General features: G+C 53.2%; 22 protein-coding genes and 1 tRNA gene. 15 read left to right on the top strand and 8 right to left on the bottom strand.

Annotated elements, in window-relative coordinates; genetic code table 11:
• Nucleotides 1-65: 65 nt before the first annotated feature.
• Nucleotides 66-155, bottom strand: a tRNA-Ser gene (locus CU041_RS01805).
• 438 nt (nucleotides 156-593) lie between these two features.
• Here CU041_RS01805 and rplU point away from each other — a divergent pair.
• From rplU to proB, 4 genes are all read left to right on the top strand, one after another.
• Complete coding sequence (gene rplU, locus CU041_RS01810) at nucleotides 594-905, top strand: 50S ribosomal protein L21 (protein ID WP_008889408.1); 312 nt, start codon at nucleotides 594-596, stop codon at nucleotides 903-905.
• 36 nt (nucleotides 906-941) lie between these two features.
• Complete coding sequence (gene rpmA, locus CU041_RS01815) at nucleotides 942-1202, top strand: 50S ribosomal protein L27 (protein ID WP_101245546.1); 261 nt, start codon at nucleotides 942-944, stop codon at nucleotides 1200-1202.
• Between the two features lie 164 nt (nucleotides 1203-1366).
• On the top strand, nucleotides 1367-2404 hold the full coding sequence (obgE, locus tag CU041_RS01820; RefSeq protein ID WP_101245888.1) for a GTPase ObgE: 1038 nt from the start codon (nucleotides 1367-1369) through the stop codon (nucleotides 2402-2404).
• Nucleotides 2401-3531, top strand: coding sequence for a glutamate 5-kinase (gene proB / locus CU041_RS01825; protein ID WP_101245547.1), 1131 nt, complete (start codon nucleotides 2401-2403; stop codon nucleotides 3529-3531). Before obgE ends, proB begins: the two co-directional genes overlap by 4 nt.
• A gap of 9 nt (nucleotides 3532-3540) precedes the next feature.
• On the opposite strand, the gene CU041_RS01830 is transcribed toward proB, so the two are convergent.
• The 3 genes from CU041_RS01830 to CU041_RS01840 form a co-directional block, all read right to left on the bottom strand.
• The gene (locus tag CU041_RS01830) at nucleotides 3541-4167 is read right to left on the bottom strand and encodes a hypothetical protein (RefSeq protein ID WP_170310078.1); all 627 of its coding nucleotides are present in this window, start codon (nucleotides 4165-4167) and stop codon (nucleotides 3541-3543) included.
• A 129-nt stretch (nucleotides 4168-4296) separates the two neighbouring features.
• Complete coding sequence (locus tag CU041_RS01835) at nucleotides 4297-4692, bottom strand: helix-turn-helix domain-containing protein (protein WP_101245549.1); 396 nt, start codon at nucleotides 4690-4692, stop codon at nucleotides 4297-4299.
• A gap of 168 nt (nucleotides 4693-4860) precedes the next feature.
• Nucleotides 4861-5217 carry a hypothetical protein gene (locus tag CU041_RS01840; protein ID WP_101245550.1) on the bottom strand — a complete coding sequence of 119 codons (357 nt, stop codon included), beginning with the start codon at nucleotides 5215-5217 and terminating at the stop codon, nucleotides 4861-4863.
• Between the two features lie 510 nt (nucleotides 5218-5727).
• On the opposite strand from CU041_RS01840, the gene CU041_RS20530 reads away from it, so the two are divergent.
• The gene (locus CU041_RS20530; RefSeq protein ID WP_170310079.1) at nucleotides 5728-5895 is read left to right on the top strand and encodes a hypothetical protein; all 168 of its coding nucleotides are present in this window, start codon (nucleotides 5728-5730) and stop codon (nucleotides 5893-5895) included.
• 74 nt (nucleotides 5896-5969) lie between these two features.
• On the opposite strand, the gene phaR is transcribed toward CU041_RS20530, so the two are convergent.
• The gene (gene phaR, locus CU041_RS01850; protein ID WP_101245552.1) at nucleotides 5970-6590 is read right to left on the bottom strand and encodes a polyhydroxyalkanoate synthesis repressor PhaR; all 621 of its coding nucleotides are present in this window, start codon (nucleotides 6588-6590) and stop codon (nucleotides 5970-5972) included.
• A 317-nt stretch (nucleotides 6591-6907) separates the two neighbouring features.
• On the opposite strand from phaR, the gene CU041_RS01855 reads away from it, so the two are divergent.
• Both CU041_RS01855 and CU041_RS01860 read left to right on the top strand, forming a co-directional pair.
• On the top strand, nucleotides 6908-7813 hold the full coding sequence (locus CU041_RS01855; RefSeq protein ID WP_101245553.1) for a hypothetical protein: 906 nt from the start codon (nucleotides 6908-6910) through the stop codon (nucleotides 7811-7813).
• Complete coding sequence (locus CU041_RS01860; protein ID WP_233432974.1) at nucleotides 7704-8906, top strand: alpha/beta fold hydrolase; 1203 nt, start codon at nucleotides 7704-7706, stop codon at nucleotides 8904-8906. Before CU041_RS01855 ends, CU041_RS01860 begins: the two co-directional genes overlap by 110 nt.
• Here CU041_RS01860 and CU041_RS01865 read toward each other — a convergent pair whose 3' ends face one another.
• Nucleotides 8907-9902, bottom strand: coding sequence for a hypothetical protein (locus CU041_RS01865; protein WP_233432975.1), 996 nt, complete (start codon nucleotides 9900-9902; stop codon nucleotides 8907-8909).
• A 325-nt stretch (nucleotides 9903-10227) separates the two neighbouring features.
• On the opposite strand from CU041_RS01865, the gene CU041_RS01870 reads away from it, so the two are divergent.
• A complete protein-coding gene (locus tag CU041_RS01870) occupies nucleotides 10228-10689 on the top strand; it encodes an Lrp/AsnC family transcriptional regulator (RefSeq protein ID WP_101245555.1) in 462 nt (153 codons plus the stop codon).
• Nucleotides 10690-10702: 13 nt separating this feature from the next.
• Here the strand turns inward: CU041_RS01870 and CU041_RS01875 are convergent, their stop codons facing one another.
• Nucleotides 10703-11488, bottom strand: coding sequence for a class I SAM-dependent methyltransferase (locus CU041_RS01875; RefSeq protein WP_101245556.1), 786 nt, complete (start codon nucleotides 11486-11488; stop codon nucleotides 10703-10705).
• A gap of 574 nt (nucleotides 11489-12062) precedes the next feature.
• On the opposite strand from CU041_RS01875, the gene CU041_RS01880 reads away from it, so the two are divergent.
• The 7 genes from CU041_RS01880 to CU041_RS01910 all read left to right on the top strand — a co-directional run bounded on the left by CU041_RS01880 (nucleotide 12063) and on the right by CU041_RS01910 (nucleotide 20026).
• Nucleotides 12063-13229, top strand: coding sequence for a glycosyltransferase (locus tag CU041_RS01880; RefSeq protein ID WP_101245557.1), 1167 nt, complete (start codon nucleotides 12063-12065; stop codon nucleotides 13227-13229).
• A gap of 70 nt (nucleotides 13230-13299) precedes the next feature.
• Complete coding sequence (locus CU041_RS01885) at nucleotides 13300-14175, top strand: polysaccharide deacetylase family protein (protein WP_101245558.1); 876 nt, start codon at nucleotides 13300-13302, stop codon at nucleotides 14173-14175.
• 1 nt (nucleotide 14176) lies between these two features.
• On the top strand, nucleotides 14177-15400 hold the full coding sequence (locus CU041_RS01890) for a glycosyltransferase (RefSeq protein WP_101245559.1): 1224 nt from the start codon (nucleotides 14177-14179) through the stop codon (nucleotides 15398-15400).
• Nucleotides 15401-16729: an O-antigen ligase family protein gene (locus tag CU041_RS01895; RefSeq protein WP_101245560.1), complete on the top strand. Its 1329-nt coding sequence runs from the start codon at nucleotides 15401-15403 to the stop codon at nucleotides 16727-16729. It abuts the gene before it with no gap.
• Nucleotides 16722-17795 carry a lipid II:glycine glycyltransferase FemX gene (locus CU041_RS01900; RefSeq protein WP_101245561.1) on the top strand — a complete coding sequence of 358 codons (1074 nt, stop codon included), beginning with the start codon at nucleotides 16722-16724 and terminating at the stop codon, nucleotides 17793-17795. The genes CU041_RS01895 and CU041_RS01900 overlap by 8 nt, the downstream gene beginning before the upstream one ends.
• Nucleotides 17792-18541 carry a class I SAM-dependent methyltransferase gene (locus CU041_RS01905; RefSeq protein ID WP_170310080.1) on the top strand — a complete coding sequence of 250 codons (750 nt, stop codon included), beginning with the start codon at nucleotides 17792-17794 and terminating at the stop codon, nucleotides 18539-18541. Before CU041_RS01900 ends, CU041_RS01905 begins: the two co-directional genes overlap by 4 nt.
• Nucleotides 18542-20026: a lipopolysaccharide biosynthesis protein gene (locus tag CU041_RS01910; RefSeq protein ID WP_170310081.1), complete on the top strand. Its 1485-nt coding sequence runs from the start codon at nucleotides 18542-18544 to the stop codon at nucleotides 20024-20026.
• Here CU041_RS01910 and wecB read toward each other — a convergent pair.
• On the bottom strand, nucleotides 20003-21124 hold the full coding sequence (gene wecB / locus CU041_RS01915; protein WP_170310082.1) for a non-hydrolyzing UDP-N-acetylglucosamine 2-epimerase: 1122 nt from the start codon (nucleotides 21122-21124) through the stop codon (nucleotides 20003-20005). The genes CU041_RS01910 and wecB overlap by 24 nt on opposite strands.

The following is a 21124-nucleotide window of genomic DNA, read 5'->3' on the forward strand; positions in this document are numbered from 1 at the left end:
TTCCCTACTGTCTAAGCTTCATAAAATATCAAGAAAATTCTAAGTTATTTAGCAGCTTGAGAAAATGGCGGAGAGGGTGGGATTCGAACCCACGGTACTATTGCTAGTACAACGGTTTTCGAGACCGCCCCGTTCGACCACTCCGGCACCTCTCCGCATGTGTGGTCTTGGCGTTCGACGCGGTGTTTAACGGTCCTTGCGCCATATTGCAAGAGGGAAATCGCAATTCCGGTGACTCTTTTTTACGCGGCGGGTGCTTTGCTCTTTGGTACCCCTTCGCGGTTTTGCCGCCGGTTTCCGGTTGTGGTTGATTTGATGTGGGGGCGCTTGTCGTCTGGCGTTGTGATTGTATCGGCGTGACCCGTGGCGGGGGATGGGGTGACCCGCGATCGTGCCCTGCATCAAAAGCAGGGCAGACCCCCGCGCCATCATGCGGGAATGTGCGGGTTTGCGATGCTTTGGCGATGACTCAATTGTTGACTCATCGGGTCAAAAGGGGTAATTCACCCGTTCCTCGCAGCGGTTCGGTATCTGTTAGCAGCGGCACCGAGCTGCGCGTTTGTGTTTCCAGAATGTTTTTCAGGAACTTTTAGATGTACGCAATCATCAAAACTGGCGGCAAACAGTATAAAGTTGCTGCCAACGACGTTATCAAAGTCGAAAAGATCGCTGCCCAGGCCGGTGACACCGTGAAACTTGAAGAAGTTCTCATGGTTGCTGGCGACGGTGCGCCGAAAGTTGGTGCTCCGTTGGTCAAAGGTGCTTCTGTTACCGCAGAAGTTCTCGAGCAGGCCAAGGGCGACAAGGTGATCGTTTTCAAGAAAAAGCGCCGGCACAACTACCGTCGCAAAAATGGTCATCGCCAGAACCTGACTGTTCTGCGCATCAAGGACATCAAAGCCTGATTTCATCAGGTCAAGATGCAGTTTTAGGAGAGTTTCATGGCTCATAAGAAAGCTGGTGGTAGTTCGCGTAACGGTCGTGACTCCGAAGGTCGCCGTCTCGGCGTGAAAAAATTCGGTGGTCAGGCAGTTGTCGCAGGCAACATCCTCGTTCGTCAGCGTGGCACGAAGTTCCATGCCGGTGACAATGTTGGCCTCGCCAAAGACCACACCCTGTTTGCGACTGTGGACGGTTCCGTCCAGTTCAAGTCGGGCTTCAAGGGTCGTACCTACGTAACCGTCGTTCCGGCAGAGGCGTAAGCCTCCCGTCGGGTGCGATTTACGTACCGAATTTAGCAAGGGAGGAATGAGCAATCATTCCTCCCTTGTTGTATGTGATATAGAATTCCCGATCCCGTCGAGGCGCAGCCCCGTTGCGCGCCGGGACCGACAATATAAAATGGGCACCGCCCGAAGGACCGGTTATGAAGTTTCTCGATGAAGCCAAGATTTATGTGCGCAGTGGCCGCGGCGGTGCCGGTTCGGTCAGCTTCCGCCGTGAAAAATATATCGAGTATGGCGGGCCCGACGGCGGCGATGGCGGCCGCGGCGGCGACGTCATTCTCGAGGCGGTCGAAAACCTCAATACCCTGATCGATTTCCGTTATCAGCAGCACTTCAAGGCCGAAGTCGGCATGCATGGCATGGGCCGGCAGCGTACCGGCCGTTCGGGCAAATCCATCACGATCAAGGTCCCGGTCGGGACCCAGGTCCTGGCCGAAGACCGCGAAACCCTGATTGTCGATATGATCGAACCGGGACAGACCTATATGCTGTGCCGGGGGGGCGATGGCGGGCGTGGCAACACCCATTTCAAATCTTCCACCAACCAGGCCCCGCGCCGTGCCGAAGAAGGCTGGCCGGCCGAGGAAATGTGGGTCTGGCTGCGTCTGAAACTGATCGCCGATGCCGGTCTGGTCGGGCTGCCCAATGCCGGCAAGTCCACCTTCCTTGCTGCATCGTCGCATGCGCGTCCGAAAATCGCCGATTATCCCTTCACCACCCTGCATCCGCAGCTTGGCGTCGTGAATGTCGATGACCGCGAATTTGTCCTGGCCGATATCCCCGGTCTGATCGAAGGCGCGTCCGAGGGCAAGGGCATCGGAACCCGCTTCCTGGGCCATATCGAACGGTGCGAGGTTCTGGTTCATCTGATCGACTGTGCCGAGGAAGACCCGGTCGCGACCTATAAAACCGTGCGTGAAGAGCTTGAAAACTACGCCGATGTTCTGGTCGACAAGCCCGAAATCGTCGCGCTGTCCAAAGCCGATCAGCTGCTGCCCGAAATGGTCGAGGAACAGCGCCAGATCCTTGAAAAAGGCATCGGCAAGAAAGTCTATGTGGTCTCCGGCGTGACCCAGCAGGGCATCAAGGATATCCACCGGCAAATCCGCGACCATATTGATAGCGAACGTGAACGCCGCGCCATGGAAGGTCGCGAGGATAAGGGATTCCAGCCGTGAGCCTTCAGCACGCTGTTCTGAGTGATGCAAAACGTCTGATCATCAAGGTCGGCTCGGCCCTTCTGGTCGATGAAAATACCGGCAAGCTGCGCCGTGCCTGGCTTGAAGCACTGGCCGATGATATCGCCCATCTGCGCGAACGCGGGGTAGAGGTGATTGTGGTGTCTAGTGGTGCGATCGCCCTTGGTCGTCGCCTGCTGGGCCTTGATCACCGCACCATCAGTCTGGCCGACAAACAGGCCGCCGCCGCCACCGGCCAGATCAGCCTGTCACAGGTCTGGCAGGAAGCCTTGGGCCGCAACGGCCTGACCATGGCACAGGTTCTGGTCACGCTTGAGGATATGGAAGGCCGCCGTCGTTATCTTAATGCGCGCGGCACGCTCAATGCGCTTCTGGCCCGCGGGGCTGTGCCGCTGATTAACGAGAATGATACGGTCGCGACCGAGGAAATCCGCTTTGGCGACAATGATCGCCTTGGCGCAAAGGTCGCGCACATGATCTCGGCCGATACGCTGGTGCTGCTGTCCGATATTGACGGGCTCTATACTGCTGACCCGCGCAAGAACCCGGATGCGACACTGATCCCCGAGGTCCGCGAACTGACCCCGGAAATCTTTGATATGGCCGGTGTTGCACCGACCATGTATAGCTCCGGCGGGATGGTCACAAAACTTCAGGCCGCCGAAATCGCCATGAAGGCCGGTTGCCGCATGATCATTGCGCGCGGCACTATCTATCATCCGCTAAAAGCCCAGCTCGATGGTGCACCCAATACCGTCTTCCTGCCCAGCGAAAGCCCCCTTGCCGCCCGTCGGCACTGGATTGCGACCTCGCTCAAGGCGACCGGGGCAATCATTGTTGATGCCGGCGCGGCAAAGGCAATCGCGGCGGGCAAAAACCTTCTGGCGGCCGGCATTACCGGTGTTGATGGCCGGTTCAAGCATGGGGATGCGGTGCGCATTCTTGATGCCGATGGTCATCAGATCGCGCGCGGCATTACGTCCTATGGGGCCGAGGAAACCCGTCTTCTGATGGGCCATGCATCGGGCGATATCGAAGCAACCCTTGGCTTCACCCGCGGCAATGCCGTGATCCATTCCGATGATCTGGTGATTGCCGACCAATAGGGCGCGTCTTCACCGCGCTTCGGGGTGATAGAATGATTGTGGCTTCTGCGCGCTTATGCAGAAGTCACCACTACCGGCAATCACCTTGCCGGTTTCAAGCCGTATGCCCGTCGCCTTGCCAAAGCCCTTAAGCACCGCACCGCGTTCGTCGGCAATCGGGTGTTTAAATGATCCGCCCGCGGCAAGTTCGACCGACTGCACGCTGATCTGACCCAGGATCTGGCTGCCATCCCCCAACACGCATTGACCATCCATGTCGATGGTGCCGCGATACCGGCCACACGACCCGATGCGGATCATCGCATCCGGGTGCGATGTCGTGATGGTTACGCTGCCCGGGCCAAAGATGTTTTCATCCCCGATCCTGATCGGCCCGGTTTGCGCCATGATCGTGGTGCCGCTGGCAAACATGTTGCCATTGCCGATCATTAATTGGGCATCCTGGTCCGCTTCAAGACGGATATTGGGATGCAGGATATTGTGTGTCCCGATCGTGATGTGCCGGGAAACAAGGGTCGAGAACGGATCAAATACAATATTGCCCGACCGGCCAAGCGCGATCGTTTCGGCAATGCCGAGATATCCGGCCTCGTGCCGGTATCGGTCGATTTGATCAATCATCTGATCGGGCGTCATGTCGGGTCTGCCTTGTGCCGGTTTTGCCAAGACTACAATGACATGGCCGTCCGGCAAGACATAAAAAAAGGCTGCCCACCTTAACTGGGGCAGCCTTTTTTCAAAGCGGCACTGAAGTTCGAAATGAACTCAGGCAGCCTGATCAGCAAGGGCACGAGCCATCTGGCTCAGAGCTTCCTGATGTTTTTCGTGCTTGATGCTCGCAAAGTTGCGGGCCAGCTCAAGGCACATGCGCTGACGTGCGTTAAGCTCGGTTTCCTGATTGCCGTCGAGCCCTTCATAGAAGTAGCTGACCGGAACGCCCAAGACCTGAGAGATTTCATACAGGCGACCGGCAGAGATACGGTTGATGCCGCGCTCATACTTGTGGGCCTGCTGGTAGGTGACGCCGATCAGATCAGCCATCTGCTGCTGGGAAAGGCCCAGCATGATGCGGCGTTCGCGAATACGCTGACCAACATAACGGTCAGTGTCAGTAGCGCGGTTTGCGCGCTTCGGTTCTTCGTTTGCAGCAATCTCAGTCATATTATAATCCGTTATCAACCGCCAGTTATGGATCCCCACTTTGGATGCTGTTGGGCTTGTTTGTTTTGTGCCCAATGAACACCGGATCGCAGCACTGTAGATGCACTGCGATTTGATGATCTGTATCTGAACTTTGGTCAGATAATCGTTACAGCAATCCGCCAGAAGCTAGCTATATAGGTCAATTGAGCTGTCTTTGTCTAGTCCAGAAGGCGAAAAAAAGACGTGGGTTTCTACGCCGTAAGGTTTGGAGTGTCGTGCATAGCTGGCATGCATTTCCTGAATGACCGGCGGTTGCAAAAGGTTTTCCTGTGGTAAGAGCTGCCCCAAAAGCTGCGTCCAGAATGCTGCACTGCCCCCAAGATCATGGGGTTGCAACCACGCGCCACCATCCTGCGTGATTTCCCTGACGGGTGAAATTCGCGCAAGTTGATCTATTCCGATCCCGGCAGGACCATCCGTTCCGGTGCTCGCAGACGGATTCCTGCGGGCCGGTTGCATGGGTATCGGTGTGATCGCGGTCATGTGCTTTTCGGTCTACGGGGTTAAAACTGCCTGTCTGGTTCGGGACTCCGTGTGTTTCAGGGCGTGATCGGCCATTTGCCCGGCAAAAATTGCCGCCTTTCGGCGGTGCCGGACGGGTTCAAAGAGTTAACAAAAAGTTTATGCAAGAATTCTGCCGACAAATGCGATCCCCCGTTGCCGGAGGAAAGCAGTACGCGGCAAAAAACTAGATCCGCCAGCTACCAGCCACCAGGCATCAAGGGCCAAGCAACGGGCAAGGTCTTTGGTCGTGGTCTTTGGCTTAGGCATGGACATGCGGAAGATCGGCGCAGCAGCTCAAAGCCAACCGGCATCCGTCGACACAGACGGCACCCGTCTGCTTCTCACGGGCGGTAAGCATGACGGGGTAGGTTGCCGGATGCCCCCGGATGCCCCCGGATGCCCCCGGATGCCCAAGGCTGCCCGGTGGGCGAGAAGGGCCGAGGGGGATACAAGTTGGAATATGAGTCGGGATACGAGTTTGGATATTTATTGGAATTTTCTTGGGGGGATCGCTGGGATGGTCATCGGCGAGCCAAGGGAAGTGCGCCGTGCTGCCTGACACGTCTGATCCCGCATCGCGGCGCCAAATCCCCTGATGTCACGCGCATCTTGCCGACCGGCATGTCATCGCGCCTTGTCGATTTCCGCGATCGGTGATTTCCGGCATGAAAAAAGCGGGATCGCCCGATGCGACCCCGCTTTTGAATTCTGTCGTCTGTGACGATTGATGCCTATTTGTCGGACTTTCCACCGGCCAGACTGTTAAGCTGTGCCTGCATCGCTTCAAGCTGGCTTTTAAGCTCGTTAAGGGACGCATCGGACGGCGCGCTTGCAGGCGCGGTCGGCTTGGTCGGGGTGGCACCGGGCTGTCCGCCATTTTCATTTTCCTGAAGGAACGGCGAGAACATTTTCATCGTCTGTTCAAACAGCGCGATATTCTGTTTGTTCATTTCCTCGAACTGGCCGAACGGGAACATGCCCTGCATCGTGCCCTGCATATATTCGCGCATCTGTTCCTGATTATGGCCAAAGGCGCGCATCGCCTGTTCAAGATAGCTTGGCACAAGCCCCTGAAGGCTGTCGCCATAGAACCCGATCAACTGGCGCAGGAAGCTGATCGGCAAAAGGTTCTGCCCTTTGTTCTCTTCCTCGACGATGATCTGGGTCAGCACCGGACGGGTGATGTCTTCGCCCGACTTGGCGTCATAGACCACAAAGTCGGTATTTTCTTTGACCATCTGTGAAAGGTGATCAAGCGTCACATAGGAACTGGTGGCCGTGTTATAGAGACGGCGGTTCGCGTATTTCTTGATTACGATGCGGTCCTGATCATCTGATTTCTTGGTGGTCATGGCGTCTTTCCTGCTTCCCTGTTTCCCGGACGTCTGGCTGGCGAATGTTTGTAACGGTGGCTTTCTGCCTGATTTGCGTGTGCACAATTTACGATGTTGCGCAGCATTTTCGATTTTGCATTCGCTCAGAAGACAACAAGATTGCCGCGATTTTTCCAATGTGTCCAGTATTCAACGCGAAGTGCGGTGCGAAAAACAACTTGCGATATCGTTTATTGCTGCGCAGCACGGGAATTCGTTTTCCCCGAGCAGCCAACGATCTATAGTATTTGCCAGAACAAAGGCTTTGTATCAGGGACCGCAAAAAGGCCGCACCCATGACGACCGGAAAGGACAACCGGGATCACCCGGAAAGTTCGGAACAACCATCGCCCGCATCTGATCCATCATCGGATGACGAAAAACTCGAACATCTTGCCACCCGTTTCCTGGCCCTGTGGCGTGAACAGGTCGCGGCAACCGCCGACGGGGCCGATGCCGCAAGCGCGATCGGGCGTCTTTATGCATCCCTGGGGGCGGATACCACCCGCATGGGCGAAGGGTTCGAAGCCTGGGGCAAGCTGATCGGGCAAATGGCCATGGGCCAACAGGCCGACCCAAAATCGACCCATCCGTTTGCCGGGGCGATGGGGGCGGCGGCGTCCAACCCGCTGATGGCAATGATGGATCAAATGGCAAAGGCCGCCCGCGATTTGCCGTCACAGCCCTTTGGCGGTGCGATGCCGTTCCCGCCCGGAATGGCGGAAATGGCCGGCATGTCGGGCATGACCGGCATGAAGCCCGGTGCGGCAACTGCACCCGGTTCGGATGACAAAGCTGCGGATCACAAAACAGACACCGCCGAAAAAGCTGATGCCGGGACCGGCGGGGCTACCGGGACTACTGGGACTACCGGAAACGCATCGCCTGCGGCGGCGGCACCGCCAGCCGCGGCGACACCGGACGATCGGCCGTCACCGGCCAAATCACGTAAAAAGACGACGGCTGCAAAAAATGCTGCAAAGGGGCAGGGGAAGAATGATCAGTCCGATGCGACCAAAACCGCTTCCGCCAAAAAGGCAAAGTCAGAAACGGGCAGGGCCACGGCCGCTTCCGATGCACATGGCAGTCGAGATGACGAGCTGGCTCAGCTCGCGCGCCGCATTGCCGATCTTTCTGAAACAATTGCTGCCCTGGAAGCCGGAACTGAAGGAACAGGCGGAAAACCTCCTTCGCGAGATTGAAGCCTTCCATCCTGACGATATCGCCCAGGCCCTGGATCGTGTCGCCTTTGACCGGCATGCCGGATTTCATGACGGGGTGCGGTCCTATCAGCGCCATCCCTATCGCCGCCCGCGCGACGGGGCCGATGGCGATATTCCGGTCATCTGGGAAGACGGATCGACCCGTGTATATGATTATGGTGCCCTGAGCCCCGATGATGATCAGGCGGCAGGTAAATATGTGTTGCTGGTGCCATCGCTGGTCAATCGCGGCTATATCCTTGATCTCAATGAGAAACGCAGCTTTGCCCGCTATCTCGCCAAATGCGGCTATCGCCCGCTTTTGGTTGAATGGGGCTATCCGGGGATTGATGAGGCCAATTTCGGACTTGATGATTATATCGCCGCCCGTCTGGTGACCATCCTTCAGGATGTCGCCGATATGAATGGCGGGCCGGTTCCGGTGGTCGGCTATTGCATGGGCGGGGTGCTGGCACTGGCGGCGACACTTCTGGACCCGGCACAGGTTTCAAAGCTTGTTCTGCTCGCCACCCCTTGGGACTTCATGGCGGCTGGCCCGACCCAGTCGCGCATTGCGGCCGCCTTTGCGCCGTCACTGCCCCATATGCTGGCCATTCATGACACCCTGCCGGTCGATGTGCTGCAAAGCCTGTTTGCCAGCCTCGATCCCTTCATGATTGGCGAAAAGTTCCGCCGTTTTGGTCAGATGGCAACGGATTCCGCTAGGGCTCATGATTTCGTCGCCCTTGAAGACTGGCTTAATGACGGGGTGCCGTTAACGCGCCGGGTGTCGGTCGATTGCCTGATCGGCTGGTATGTCGAAAACAAACCGGCCAAGGGCGAATGGCAGATTGACGGCATTGATATCAATCCGGCGGATTTGTCCTGTCCGGTGCTGGCGGTCATTCCGGAAAATGACCGTATCGTGCCACCCGAAAGTGCGAAGGCGCTGTTTGATGCCTTCCCCGAAGATCTGCGTACCGAACTTCACCCGTCAAGCGGCCATATCGGGATGATGGTCGGATCGCGCGCCGAAAAATCAACGTGGGACCCGGTCGCGAAATGGTTGGCAGGTGACAGGCCCGCGCCATAATCAGCCTGATGTATCGGTTACCAGTTGATCGGGTTCCGGGTCGGGTCTGCGGTCCCAGCGGATGGTCAGGCGGGCCAGAAGGGCGATGATGATCAGGGTCAGGATCACCCGCCCGACCAGAACCACCCAGATATCGGCACCAAGTGCGAGCATGATTGCCGTATCCTCGATCAATGAATGCGACAGCGATAACCAGCTCAGTGACAGGAACAGCGTGCGCGGCGGGTAATTGTTCTTGCGCGCATCATCAATGATCAGCGCCCCGCCAAATGTCAGGCCCAGCAACACACCAATGGTCGTGACCGGGGCGACATCACGCGACAGGCCCGAAACCCGCAGGATCGGCGACAGGGCAAGGGTGAACTTGTCGGTAAGCCCCGTGACCTTCATGACATCCAGCACCACCAGAAGCGCGGTGATTACGGCAAAACTGACAATCAGCGACTTGACGGTCTGCACCCCCCAGTCCCCCCAACCGGCAAGCCCGGATGCGGTTTCACTGACCGTGCTGCCGGCCATCCATGAAAAATCCACCGGCTCGGACAGCCAGCCGGTCATATTGCTGACCCATGTGACCAATGCGCCATACCCGATGGCCGCCCCGACCCGAAGGGCCGTGGTGGCAATCAGGCTGGCACCGGCCCGTTTGACAATCGCCTGTTCGACCGGAAGTCCATGGGCAAACAGCATCATGGCGCAAAGCGCGCTTAACTGTGCGGCCGTCATATCAAGATGGGCCGATAACCCGATAAAGGCCCCAACCGCGCCATACATGCTGACCAGCGCACAGGTCGCCCAGATCAGGCCCGCCTCGGCCGGCAACCCGATCAATGACATCACCGGCGTCAAAAGATCCGATGCCACCTTGATCGCGCCGAATTCCTCGGCAATGCGGACAATGATCATCACCGGCAGCATCACCTTCATCAGGGTGATGAAAAGTTTCTGGCTGCGATTGATCAGATCAAAAACATAACGTTGCATGGCACGGGTCATCGGGGCGGTTATCCGTTGGTCATGATGTGGCGGGCCCTTTGGCGCGCGCAAGGATCACATCCGAGCAGGTTGAAGTTGGGGCGGTGGCAGTGGACTGAATGATCTTCCCGGCATCTCTGGGGCAAAGATGCCGGTCTGTCCATCCCGTTCTTTGACGGTCTTTGACAGGGGGCAAACCTGTCATCTCGATTTGTTCGCTGGTGGGCGAGGGTCTCTGATGCCCGGATCATGCCATGCGTTCCCGATGGGCGGGCGGCGAATTTGCGCAAACGCACGCAATGTGGCAGCGTTGTGTGATAAAATCGCGCTTTGGAGTTGCGTATCTATGGCCGAACTGGATCAGATCGATATGAAAATTCTGCGCCTGTTGCAGACAGATGCAGACATCCCCAATGCCGAGCTGGCCGAACGGATCGGCCTTTCGCCATCGGCCTGCTTGCGCCGGGTCGCCAGGCTGCGTGAAAACGGGGTGATTCGCAAAACAGTGGCGGTCATTGATCCGGCCTTTGTCGGTCGGCCCCTGACCGCGGTGATCAATCTTGAATTCCACCGGCACGGTAATCGCTATCGCCAGGATTTCATTGCCAAGGTCCGCGACCTCGCCGCTGTTCAGCAATGCTACCTTGTCACTGGCGAAGTCACCGGCGTTCTGGTTTTGCATATGCGTGACATGGCCGAATATACCGCCCTGTGTGAAACGCTTTTTGACGCCGATGACAATATCGTCTGGTATCGGACCTATATTGTGACAGAAGTCCTAAAAGACGAGCCCTGCATCTATATTTGACGCGTTTCCTCGCTCAGCGTTTGGTTGCCACCCCTATCAGCATGTGTGCATGTTTTTCAGGAGATGCTAACGGAGAGAGAGCGAGTGCTGTTAGCCTGCTCAGTCTGCCATAGGGCACGCCATACTTGTGGTGCATGTGACGATTAAGGCCTTCGCGGGTATAGATCGGTTCAATATGTTGTGTGGAAAACCCGTTGACTTCAAATTCATCCCGGAGCTCGCCTCTTTCCAGTCGCCATTGGTAAAATTCTTTTTCAGCTTGGGATGGTTCGTTGTCTGAAATTACGTTTTCCGCATCTAATGTCTTCAGGCGACTATTGTAGAACGGTACACTGATAATCAGAGTGCCATTCGGTTTGAGGACCCGATGCGCTTCCTTGAAACAATCCTGCAATCCGTTTTCAAAATGCTCGAATGTGCCCCAAGATATATAGAGATCGAAAAAGTTGTCTTCGAAGGACGTCTTGCGGATGTCTTCTCGGACAAAATACATATCTGGAAATTCTTCGCGCAGTGCTTGGACTGTCGGGGTGCTGAGGTCCAGCCCATATGGTTCATAGCCGAGATCCTTAAGCAGGATACACCATTCGCCGAGCCCACATCCCCCATCAAGAACACGTACTCCCGCTCCAGGTTGTGGTGCATATTTGCGGACAATTTTGTATTCCGGGCGAAGCTTTATTCGCCACTGGGAACTGCGCTGGTTGTCAATTTTGTTCCAGTTTTCTGTCCAATGATTATCGAGGCGATCTTGTTCGTTTAAGCGTGGATCAGATTTTATTGAATAATCAGCGCGCATTCCATGGCCTAGTTGTTCGGTGTTACGTTCCTTTTGTGTGCTTGGTTTGCAAATTCCCGGCGAGAAATCTTTTCTCCCTCACAAAGCGAAGGACTGTCGATTAAAGGAGTTTTTCAAAGGAACGCGCATATTTGCTAACCCTTTAGCACACCATGAAACAATTTTTAGATTTATGCTGCAAAGTCGTCAATAATTTAAAAAATCATAGGACAATTTGAAGGATTTTTTGGCCTAATTTATAAGCCGTTCGTGGCCTGGTTCTTCAATCCTGTCATGGAAGACGTTAACTATTTAAGCCTTTTGTCTTGTTGGAAGCAGGAGTGCAGGCGGTGATTTCCCATTGTTTGGTTGGTGTTGCCTTCGATCAGAATTGACCAATTCTGATTCTCGGTATCGAGAGTCAAAGAGCAGAACCGACGTATTGAAGTAGATTGTGAGTTCTTGTTACCTTCTGCTAGGAGGAGTGCACCGGTCAAAACCGATAAGGCTTGTCAATCGCGCGGATTTGTGTTTGGACCTTGTAGAATTTATATATTCCTGATCTGTTTCTTTTTTGTCCTGCGGATTTCGTTGAATGACTGATGTGACGAAGATTTTGCTCGTCATCCGCTCCTTGGAGCGTGGTGGAACAGAAAGGCATTTGTTGCGAACAATTCCTTCTGTCTCCAATGCGCACAATAGAATAGAAATTTTTTGCTTCGAACGCCCGGGCGAACTGGCTTCTTCGATGAAAGCGCTAGGGGTTAACGTCGTTACCCCGCCTCTGAGTGGCTGGCTCCATCACGTTCCTCTTGCTCTGAAGCCTTTTTCAACGGTTTGGACGTGCCTATATTTTCTCATCTATATATTCTTCTCAAATCCAAAAATTATTCATTTTTTCCTGCCTGCGGCATATTTGTTGCTTGGTCCTGTTTCGCTGCTTCATGTGACATCTAAGAAAATTATGAGTCGGCGAAGCTTGAACAAATATCTCGAAAAATATCCGAGGTTGATTTGTAAAATAGAACAATCTCTACACCGGCGAATGGATCTTATTCTGGCGAACTCAAACTCGGTTTTTCAGGAGCTTGAACAAAATGAACATGTTCCGCATGAAAAACTTCGCCTGATATATAACGGTGTAAGCGTCATTACTGGTGATGCAAAAAAGTACCGGGATGATGTTCGTGCAGAATTCGGCCTTCCGGACGATGCTGTTGTCCTGATAACGGTTGCAAATCTTTTGCCTTACAAGGGGCACGCCGATCTGGTTGAAGCTTGTGGCATCGTTGCAGCAACTCACAAAAAGCAGTTCAGATGGGCATTGATGGCTATTGGCAATGATAATGTTGGCTTGAAAGCAACACTTGAAATGCATGCAGCCAAGCTCGGAATTGCCGACAATGTCCACTTCGTCGGAAAGCGAACAGATATTGATAGATGTCTGGAGGCCGCAGATATCGGTGTCCTTGTTTCTCATGAGGAAGGGTTTTCGAACGCCATTCTCGAGGGGATGGCTGCGGGGTTGCCGATGATTGTCTCCGACGTCGGCGGGAACCCCGAGGCCGTTGTGCACAGTGAAACCGGCTTGGTTGTGCCTGTAAAATCTTCGACGAAGTTGGCAGAGGCGATCGAGTATTTATGCCTTAATCGTGATCTCGCGGCTAAAATGGGTGAAGCCGGACGTAAGCGCGCAATCTCAAATTTTTCAATCGAACGCTCAGCAAAAGGCTATGCAGCTGTTTATGATAGTCTAAAGTAATATTTCTTTGGGCCTCTGCTGTTAGGCCATCCTGATTTCAATGAATTATTACTGATTTTCGGTTTCCACAATGCACAGCAATTTCGAGTATCTGTTTGCGAAGGTTTTGGGGCGATTGGGGCCGGTCTTGTACCAGAAAAGACTTCTTTCCTGGGCAAAGCGGGCGGGCCTTTGTGAGCCTACGTTACTGCTTTCGTTTGATTGTGACACCGGCAGGGACGCGGATGCTTCTTTGCGGGTTCAGCGCTTTCTGTCTAAGTATGGAATTGCCGCATCATTCGCAGTTCCGGGTGAATTGCTTGAAGAACACTGGGATAGCTACAAGGCCCTCCTTGATATGGGGGCAACTTTTATCAATCACGGCTATAAACGTCACGCAGAGATTGATGAGGCAAGCGGCAAGCCATATTCGACTTTCACTTATCGTGACGTTACCGACAAGGAGTGGGAAGAAGATATTAAACTGGGGCACACCGCTTTAACCAGACTGACGGGTATCGCTCCGAAGGTTTTTAGAACACCGCATTTTGGCGAGTTCAATCAGCCCGCTCAGCTCTGCGGACTTTACAAAGTATTGGCTGATCTCGGATATGAAGTGTCCAGTTCGACAATTCCGGTTTTTGGCTTGATGTATGGAAGTGCCTTCCGTGCAGAGAAAGGCATTGTTGAGCTGCCGCTCAATGGCTGTATCGGTAAACCAGCACAGCTCATTGATAGTTGGGGCTTCCTTTCCGCGCCCGATGCGTTGGGAAAGGACCGGCTTGTCGCCGAACTTTCAAAATATCTGGCTCTTGCCGGGCGCGGAGAACCGTTTGTACTGAGTTTGTATTTTGATCCCGCCGACATTGCGGACGAGCTTGATATACTCGATCTGCTGGCTCGATTTGCCGGGATCCGTTCTCTTCGGCTGGATGACGAAAAGCTGATTTCGTTGGCGCGTAACTGATATGGCTGCTTCATCTGGGATGCCGCGTGTTCTGGTTATCGGTTACTGCTTTCCGCCTTCGGCAAGTCCGGAGGCATTCGTTACTGCGAAACTCCTCAAAAACATCAAAGACTGTGAAGTTGATGTTGTGACTTTGGCCGACGGCAATGTTTCGGAAATTCTCGATCACGAGATGGGGCGCTATGCAGACGGGATAAACGGCAAGGTTTATCGTGTTTCTGTTCCGAAATACCTGCAACGGTTAACTCGGATGCCAAGGCTGCCGCTCCGTCCTGACCGTTGGTCCTTGCTTAATCATCACGTCCTGAAGACGGCAGCCGGGCTCATTGAACAAGGTAACTATGATTGCCTGATAACCCGTTCGCAGTATCATTCGGCGCATCTCGTAGGGCTTAAGATTAAGGCGAAATTTTCCGATCTCCCATGGGTGGCTTGTTTCTCCGATCCTTGGTCGCGGGCCGATCATCAGAAAAATGTCACTTTCTTCTCGGCCTGGAGTGACCGGCAAGAGAAGAAGGTTCTTGCAGCTGCTGACCGTCTCGTCTTTCCGTCAAGCGGTCTGAAAAATCACTTCATCAATGATCTTCCCGAGCTGGAGACAAAATCCAGCGTTCTGCCGCATTCGTTTGATACAGAGATATACAAACTCTCACCTGAAACGAGGGGGGGCGGTGACGAGACACTTCTCGCCAGATTGTTTGGCTCGTTTTACGGCACGAGATCACCGGATGTTCTGTTTGCTGCGATTGATCAAATGCAAATTCCAGCGGGTCGCAAGTTTAGGCTGGAACTTTATGGCCCATGGCATAGCGCATACGACGATTTGGACGAACGCTATGCCGCTGATCCACAGAAAAGCATCATCTATCAGGGGCATATTCCGCACTTGGAGGCACTCAACAAAATGCAGCAAGCACATCTTTTGCTTCTGGTTGATGCACCCGGAAAAGGTAAAAGTTTTTATCTGCCGTCAAAAATTGTTGATTACATCGGGGCAAAGCGCCCTGTTCTTGCGCTATGCCGTGAAGGCTTGATCGCCGATATCACACGTAAGATTGGCGGTGTCGTGGCTGATCCGGCCGACGTCAACGACGTGCGTCGCGCTTTGGAAATGTGTGCAGCGAAACAGTGTGTGTATTCAGATATCAATATGGATTTCGTTCAGGAATTTGAAGCCGGAAATGTCGCGGGTGAGTTCCGCTCTTTGATTGAAGAGTTGATTTGAATGAAATTGTTCTATGATAAAGTCAAAGATGATCTGGAATTTCACACCGGAATATTTCTGGCGTTAATTTCTGTTTTTCCATTTTTACGGATCAGGATTAACTACGCGTACTACGAATTTCATTCTTATTTACAGGTTGGTTTTGTCGCGCTTTCTCTTTGTCTGGTTTTGATTTTCGTTTCCGGTATCCGGAACGTTGCAGTTCAAGGTTTTAGGGACAGAGGGCTATATTTAATCTTGGCATGGTTTTCGATTTCGCTGCTTTCGTCACTGGCGGGCGAAAGCCCGGCGCTTTCCCTGAAAAGATTGATTGTGTCTTTTGTTCCGGGCGTGCTGATCTATCTTGCGGTGTCAGCCTGTCGAGAGCCGGTAAAAATAATCAGGGGGTTTGTTTTTGGGCTTTCGATGATTGCTGCGGTCTCTGTTTGTTATGCAATCATCGGGCTGCTTTGCGAAATACTGGTATATGAGCCTGGCTTGAACCATGGTTCTCTTTATTTATTCGGTCTCGAATTTTCACAATCTCTTGGACAGCGGCAAATCTTGCTGGCTGGCCACGCCGTTCAGTTAATGCGATTTTCGGGATTCTTCCCCAACCCGAACGGATTGGGTTTGGTTTGCGTGATCTGCTTTATTCTGCTCCGTTCCCTTCGAGAAGGCCGCCCTACTACCTTACTGTATCTTACTTCGCTTATGGTCATTGGGGTTATTCTATCGGGATCCAGAGGAGCCCTGATACTACTGATTGGAGCGGTGGTTTATAACCTGCTTTATGCGAGACTTGGTCAAAAGTGGTTTGCTGCGGCAATATCTCTGATGGTGTTCATTCTTCCAGTGGCGATCAGCAATCTGTGGATTGAAATTTTGGGTGAAGAGCATCTCGGGGCCTGGGTCTTTGGTCAGGAAATCTTGTCGCTTGGTGAAAGAGGACAGATCATGGCGGCGGCGCTGAGGCAGGTGCAGGGCAGTTTGCTGATTGGCCATGGTTTCGGGATTGGTGCCGAAGTGGTTTTCGGTGCCGACGTAAGCGGTTTGGCCATTCATTCTGTCATTCTGAACTCAATGGTTGAAGTTGGTTTGGTCGGCACTGCGTTTCTTGTCTTTGTTTTTGCATACTTCGTTTGGCTCGGATCTTCGACTGGCCGTATGTCACCATCTCGTGGCACTTCCGCTGTTTGTTTGACGGCAGTTTTGGTTGGGCTTTTCATCTCCCAGTCATTTGACCTCAGCGTGACCAGATTTCATTATCTGCATCTGGTCTTTTTCTTTGTTCTTGGTGCGCTTGCCAGCTTGGGCCGCGACAACAGAGAGAAACAGATAGATGTTTAAAGCAAGCCCGAGAACAGATTGCCCCGCAACTGAATGGAATGCTGCAGCAGACTCTTTTCCCAAGGCGTGGGCTTGGCACAGGACCGAGTTGCTTGATGCAAGATCTGCCTGGCGGCAGACGAATGATGCCAGCTTTTATATAAGCGAGGTTTCCAACAAGGGGCGTATCGTTGCACTTGTTCCTTTGGTGATCGTGATGCCGCGTATGCTTTCGGGCTGGATCGGCGGGCATTTGGAAAGCACTGGCGGACCCGCTATACACCCGGACTTGCCGCAAAAATCCATGCGAAAAGTTCAGGAATGCATTCTGACTGAACTTGACGCTATCGCAATGAAGCACAAGATACGCCGTGCCGACTTTTCAGTTGCCCCGCTCAGTCCCGAAATCCGGGCGATTGATCGGCCGGTACCAAACCCGCTTTGCAATTTCGATGTAAAGGACAGATCAACCCAAAGCTGGATGTTGCCGTTGCAGCCTGCCGCGGGAGAGGACGGGCTTTGGCAAGGGTTGGAGCACCGGGCACGCAAGCAGGTTAAAAAGGCAGAACGCAACGGACTTTCCGTTGAAATGATTTCGCCGACTGCGGCCCTCTTGGATCAATATTACGACCTCCATTTGAAAACATGCGTGCGAAACAGCTTGCCTCCTCATCCAAGGGACTATTTTCAGGCTATTTTTGAAGACGTATCAAAATCACTACTTTGCAAAACGTGCGTGGTCAGTGCCGGCAAGCGTGTGATTTCGATCCAGAATTTTCTGGTTTTCAAGAATTGTGCACTTTACTGGACTGTCGCCAGCGACGACGACGCCTTGCAGCTTTGCGGTAATGACTATGGAATTTGGCAGGCTATTCGCCACTTTCATGCTGCAGGATTGGACTTTCTTGAATGTGGGGAAGCATTTCCCGGCGCGATGCAGGGGAAGCAAAAGGGGCTTAACGATTTCAAGAAATCGTTTGGTGGGGAACTCTATCCGTATTACCGGGGATCAATTGAATACCGACCGGTTTTGGAAGGTATACTTGGTATTATGAGATCATTGAGGAAAAGCGGGGCGGCAACGTGAGCAGCTATGATCAAAAGCACTTTGATTCTTGCGCCGAGAGTTACGAAACCGAGATCGGTGAAGAATATCCTCAGTGGTTGAAATGGAATCTGCTTGAAAGGCATATCCGGAAGGGGGCTCGCGTTGCCGACATTGGCGGGGCCAACGGACGTCATGCTCGCGATGTCGCGGGAAAACTGGCCTGCGATGTCGTTTGCGTCGATCTTAGTGAAGGGATGCTTCGGCAACTAAAAGCACGTAGCATGGAAACCGGCAAAACCAATGGTCAAGTGCCGGCACCCGTGGTGGCGAGGGCGCAGGCTATTCCGCTAGCGGATGGTTCAATGGATGCTGCTTGGTGTTATGCAACCTTGTTGCTCATGCCCGACCAGGAAGTTGCGATCAGCGAAATTGCAAGAATAGTAAAGCCCGGCGGAACAATTATTCTGGATATCGGCAACCGCTGGAACTTGGGATGGATATATTGGCAGCGTTTTTACAAGAAACGGGGCTTCCCGGGGATTTTTCCTCTTTCAGGATCGGCAATTCGCGACTTGGCAGTGAAGCTCGATTGCGAGATCATTGAAAATGTACCGACGGGAATTCTAAGTCAGCTTATGTACATTCCCTTCGTCGATAAACATACCCCACTGCGAAGGCTGATTCACAAGCAGGGACAGTATCCGGACATTGATGGCCGATGCAGTGCCATGTTGCCTGTTTTCGCCAATCGCTTTTATGTCGTCCTTAAAAAGAGGTCTGGCTAGTTGGTTTTAATTCTCGGACGCAAGGCGCTGGACTTCATTCGAAGTGATCTTGGAATGCGGTTCCTCGCAGAAGCAGCAGCGCGTTGTACCGGGTTCGTTGTGACGCCACTGATATCCTGGGTTCTGGGTGCTGCCGTTTTCGGAAGTTATACTCAAATACTCAGTCTTTCCTTTGCCTTCGTCCCGATTGTATCAGCCGGATTGGGATATACTGTTATCCGCCAGGTGGCTTCCCGGGTTGACAGTCACGGCGATCCGGGAGTTCTGGTTTTTTCGATTGGGCTGATCTCGGTGCTCTGCTCGGCGCTTGCTTTGGCAATGTTTGTTTTTGCAGATTTCATTGCCGGATTTGTTTCACTCGGCTTTCCCGTTTCGCCGTTATCTCTTGCTTTGGCCGTCTCCGTACTTGCATGGATGACGTCTGTTGAAGCACTGATACAGGAATATTTCAGGGCCCTGAAACTGGTGAAACAGTCTTTACAGGTCCAACTGGTTTCGATTTTTTTGCACCTTGCCCTGCTGCTCGCCTTTACCTTTGCCGGACATCTTTCGATCTGGTCGGCGATCGGCGTCCTGATTTTTGCAAAGATGCTGGTGAACGGCTTTGTTCTTGCCAGGACCATATTATATGGACGCAAGGAGCGAAAAGATCAGTTGAAAATGCCGGGGTTAAGGGTCCTGGTTTCAGGTGTTCCCTTTATGCTGTCAGGCTTGGCCGAGTGGGCAGGGAACCTTGGTGACCGGCTGGTAGTCGGGAAGTATCTGGGGGCAGAAACTGTTGCCCATTATACCGCTGCCATGATGTTGCTGTCCGTCATTGCCGCACTGGGAGCACCTTTGTGGTGGCTGCTGTTTCCCGAAATTGTGCGTGAACGGGCGCGCGGAAATTCCGAGGGGTGCGCCCGAATTGTGCAGAGCCGAACCATGGTGTTTGTCTGGCTTGCATTTCCTGCATTGACGCTGATTTGCGTGATTGCAAATCCTGCAATTTCTTTACTGGTTAATGCTCATTCACTCGATATGGTCCTTGTTGTCCTTGTCTTGGGGATGGCGATGATCATTAATCAGCTTGCAACAGGCTGGGAGTATTATGTTGTTTCCGCGACTTCCGGAAAGCAGCTTATGGTCGCAACGATGGCATGTGCACTAATCGGTTTTGGCGGCGCCGTACTTTTTGCACCGCTTTACGGAATTCTTGGTGTGGCATTGGGTTTGTTATGCGGGAAGATGCTTTTTGCGCTTGTTTGTGCTGGTCTTGCACGGCGATACGGCTTCCCCGGGACCGTTGTGAATGGTCCGAAAACCGCTCTGTTGGCGATCGCAAGCGTACTGGTTTATTTCCTCGTGTCGACGATTCTGGGGTATTTCGGGTCACTTGGTGATATTGCGCAGGTCGTCTCGGCTTCTTGTCTTGTCGCTATGATATTCGCTGCCGGGTATCTGGCTTGCTACCGCAAAAAACTAGCTGACCAATTTGGCAAGTAGCTCTGCGATCTGAACCGAAGATCGGCCTTGTCCTTGAAGTTTCTGCCATGTGACGATGGCGTTCGGATCAAGTGGTGTATCCAGGAACCCAGATACATGTTCTGACAGATCAAGCGCCCGGGATCCTGCGATATGTCCAAGTCCCAGCTCGATAATTTCGGGGCGTTCTGTAATGTCACGGACAACAATAATCGGGACCCCGCAATAGGGAGCCTCTTCCTGCATGCCGCCAGAATCGCTGATTACCAGATCCGCCAGGGGAAGAACTGATATCATTTCTTCATACGGAAATGGCTCTGTCAGGCACAGGTTCGGGAACTCTTCATCATCAGAAAAGTGCTTTCTGACAACGTCACGCACTGCAGGGTTGGGATGAAGCGGCCAGATGAACATGCAATTCGAATGCATGCGCAAAGTCTTTTGAAGTTCATCACAAAAATGATCGAGCCCCCCGTCAAAGGCTTCCCGGCGATGCATTGTGATAAGGACAAGTTTCGTCCTGCCCTTGGTCAGGCTGGATTTTTCCTTTGCCGGACTCTTCGGTGCATTTCTCAGGGCGACCAGCTTATCAATACCGGGATTTCCGACAACATGAATTTTCTCACTCGGAATTCCCTCACGCATGAGGTTGGCCCGGGCACCGGGAGTTGGCGCCAGATGGAGGGTCGTCACACGTGCGATCATTTGCCGCAGACCTTCCTCGGGCCACGGATTTTCCTGATCAAGAGTTCGGAGGCCTGCTTCGACGTGAACAAGCGGGATCTTGTTTAGAAAACTCGCCATTGCACCGGCAAAGGCCGTCATCGTGTCGCCCTGCACGACAACAAGTTCTGGGCGCTTTTGGGTGAATTCTGCTTCCAGCAAAGTCACTGTTTTTGCAAGAACATCGCTGGTCGATTGTGCGTGTGTCATGACATCGAAATTGACATCAATCGGTGTGTCCAGACACAGCTGCGCCTGTGCAAGCAATTCACGGTGTTGCCCGGTCGAATAGGTGGAAATTGCATCGTCACCAATACGCTGTCGTAATGCATTCACAACCGGGCTCAGTTTAATCAGCTCCGGGCGCGTCCCAAAAATGACAGCAATTTTAGACAT

The organism is Thalassospira povalilytica, from assembly GCF_002844235.1.
Lineage (GTDB): Bacteria > Pseudomonadota > Alphaproteobacteria > Rhodospirillales > Thalassospiraceae > Thalassospira > Thalassospira povalilytica.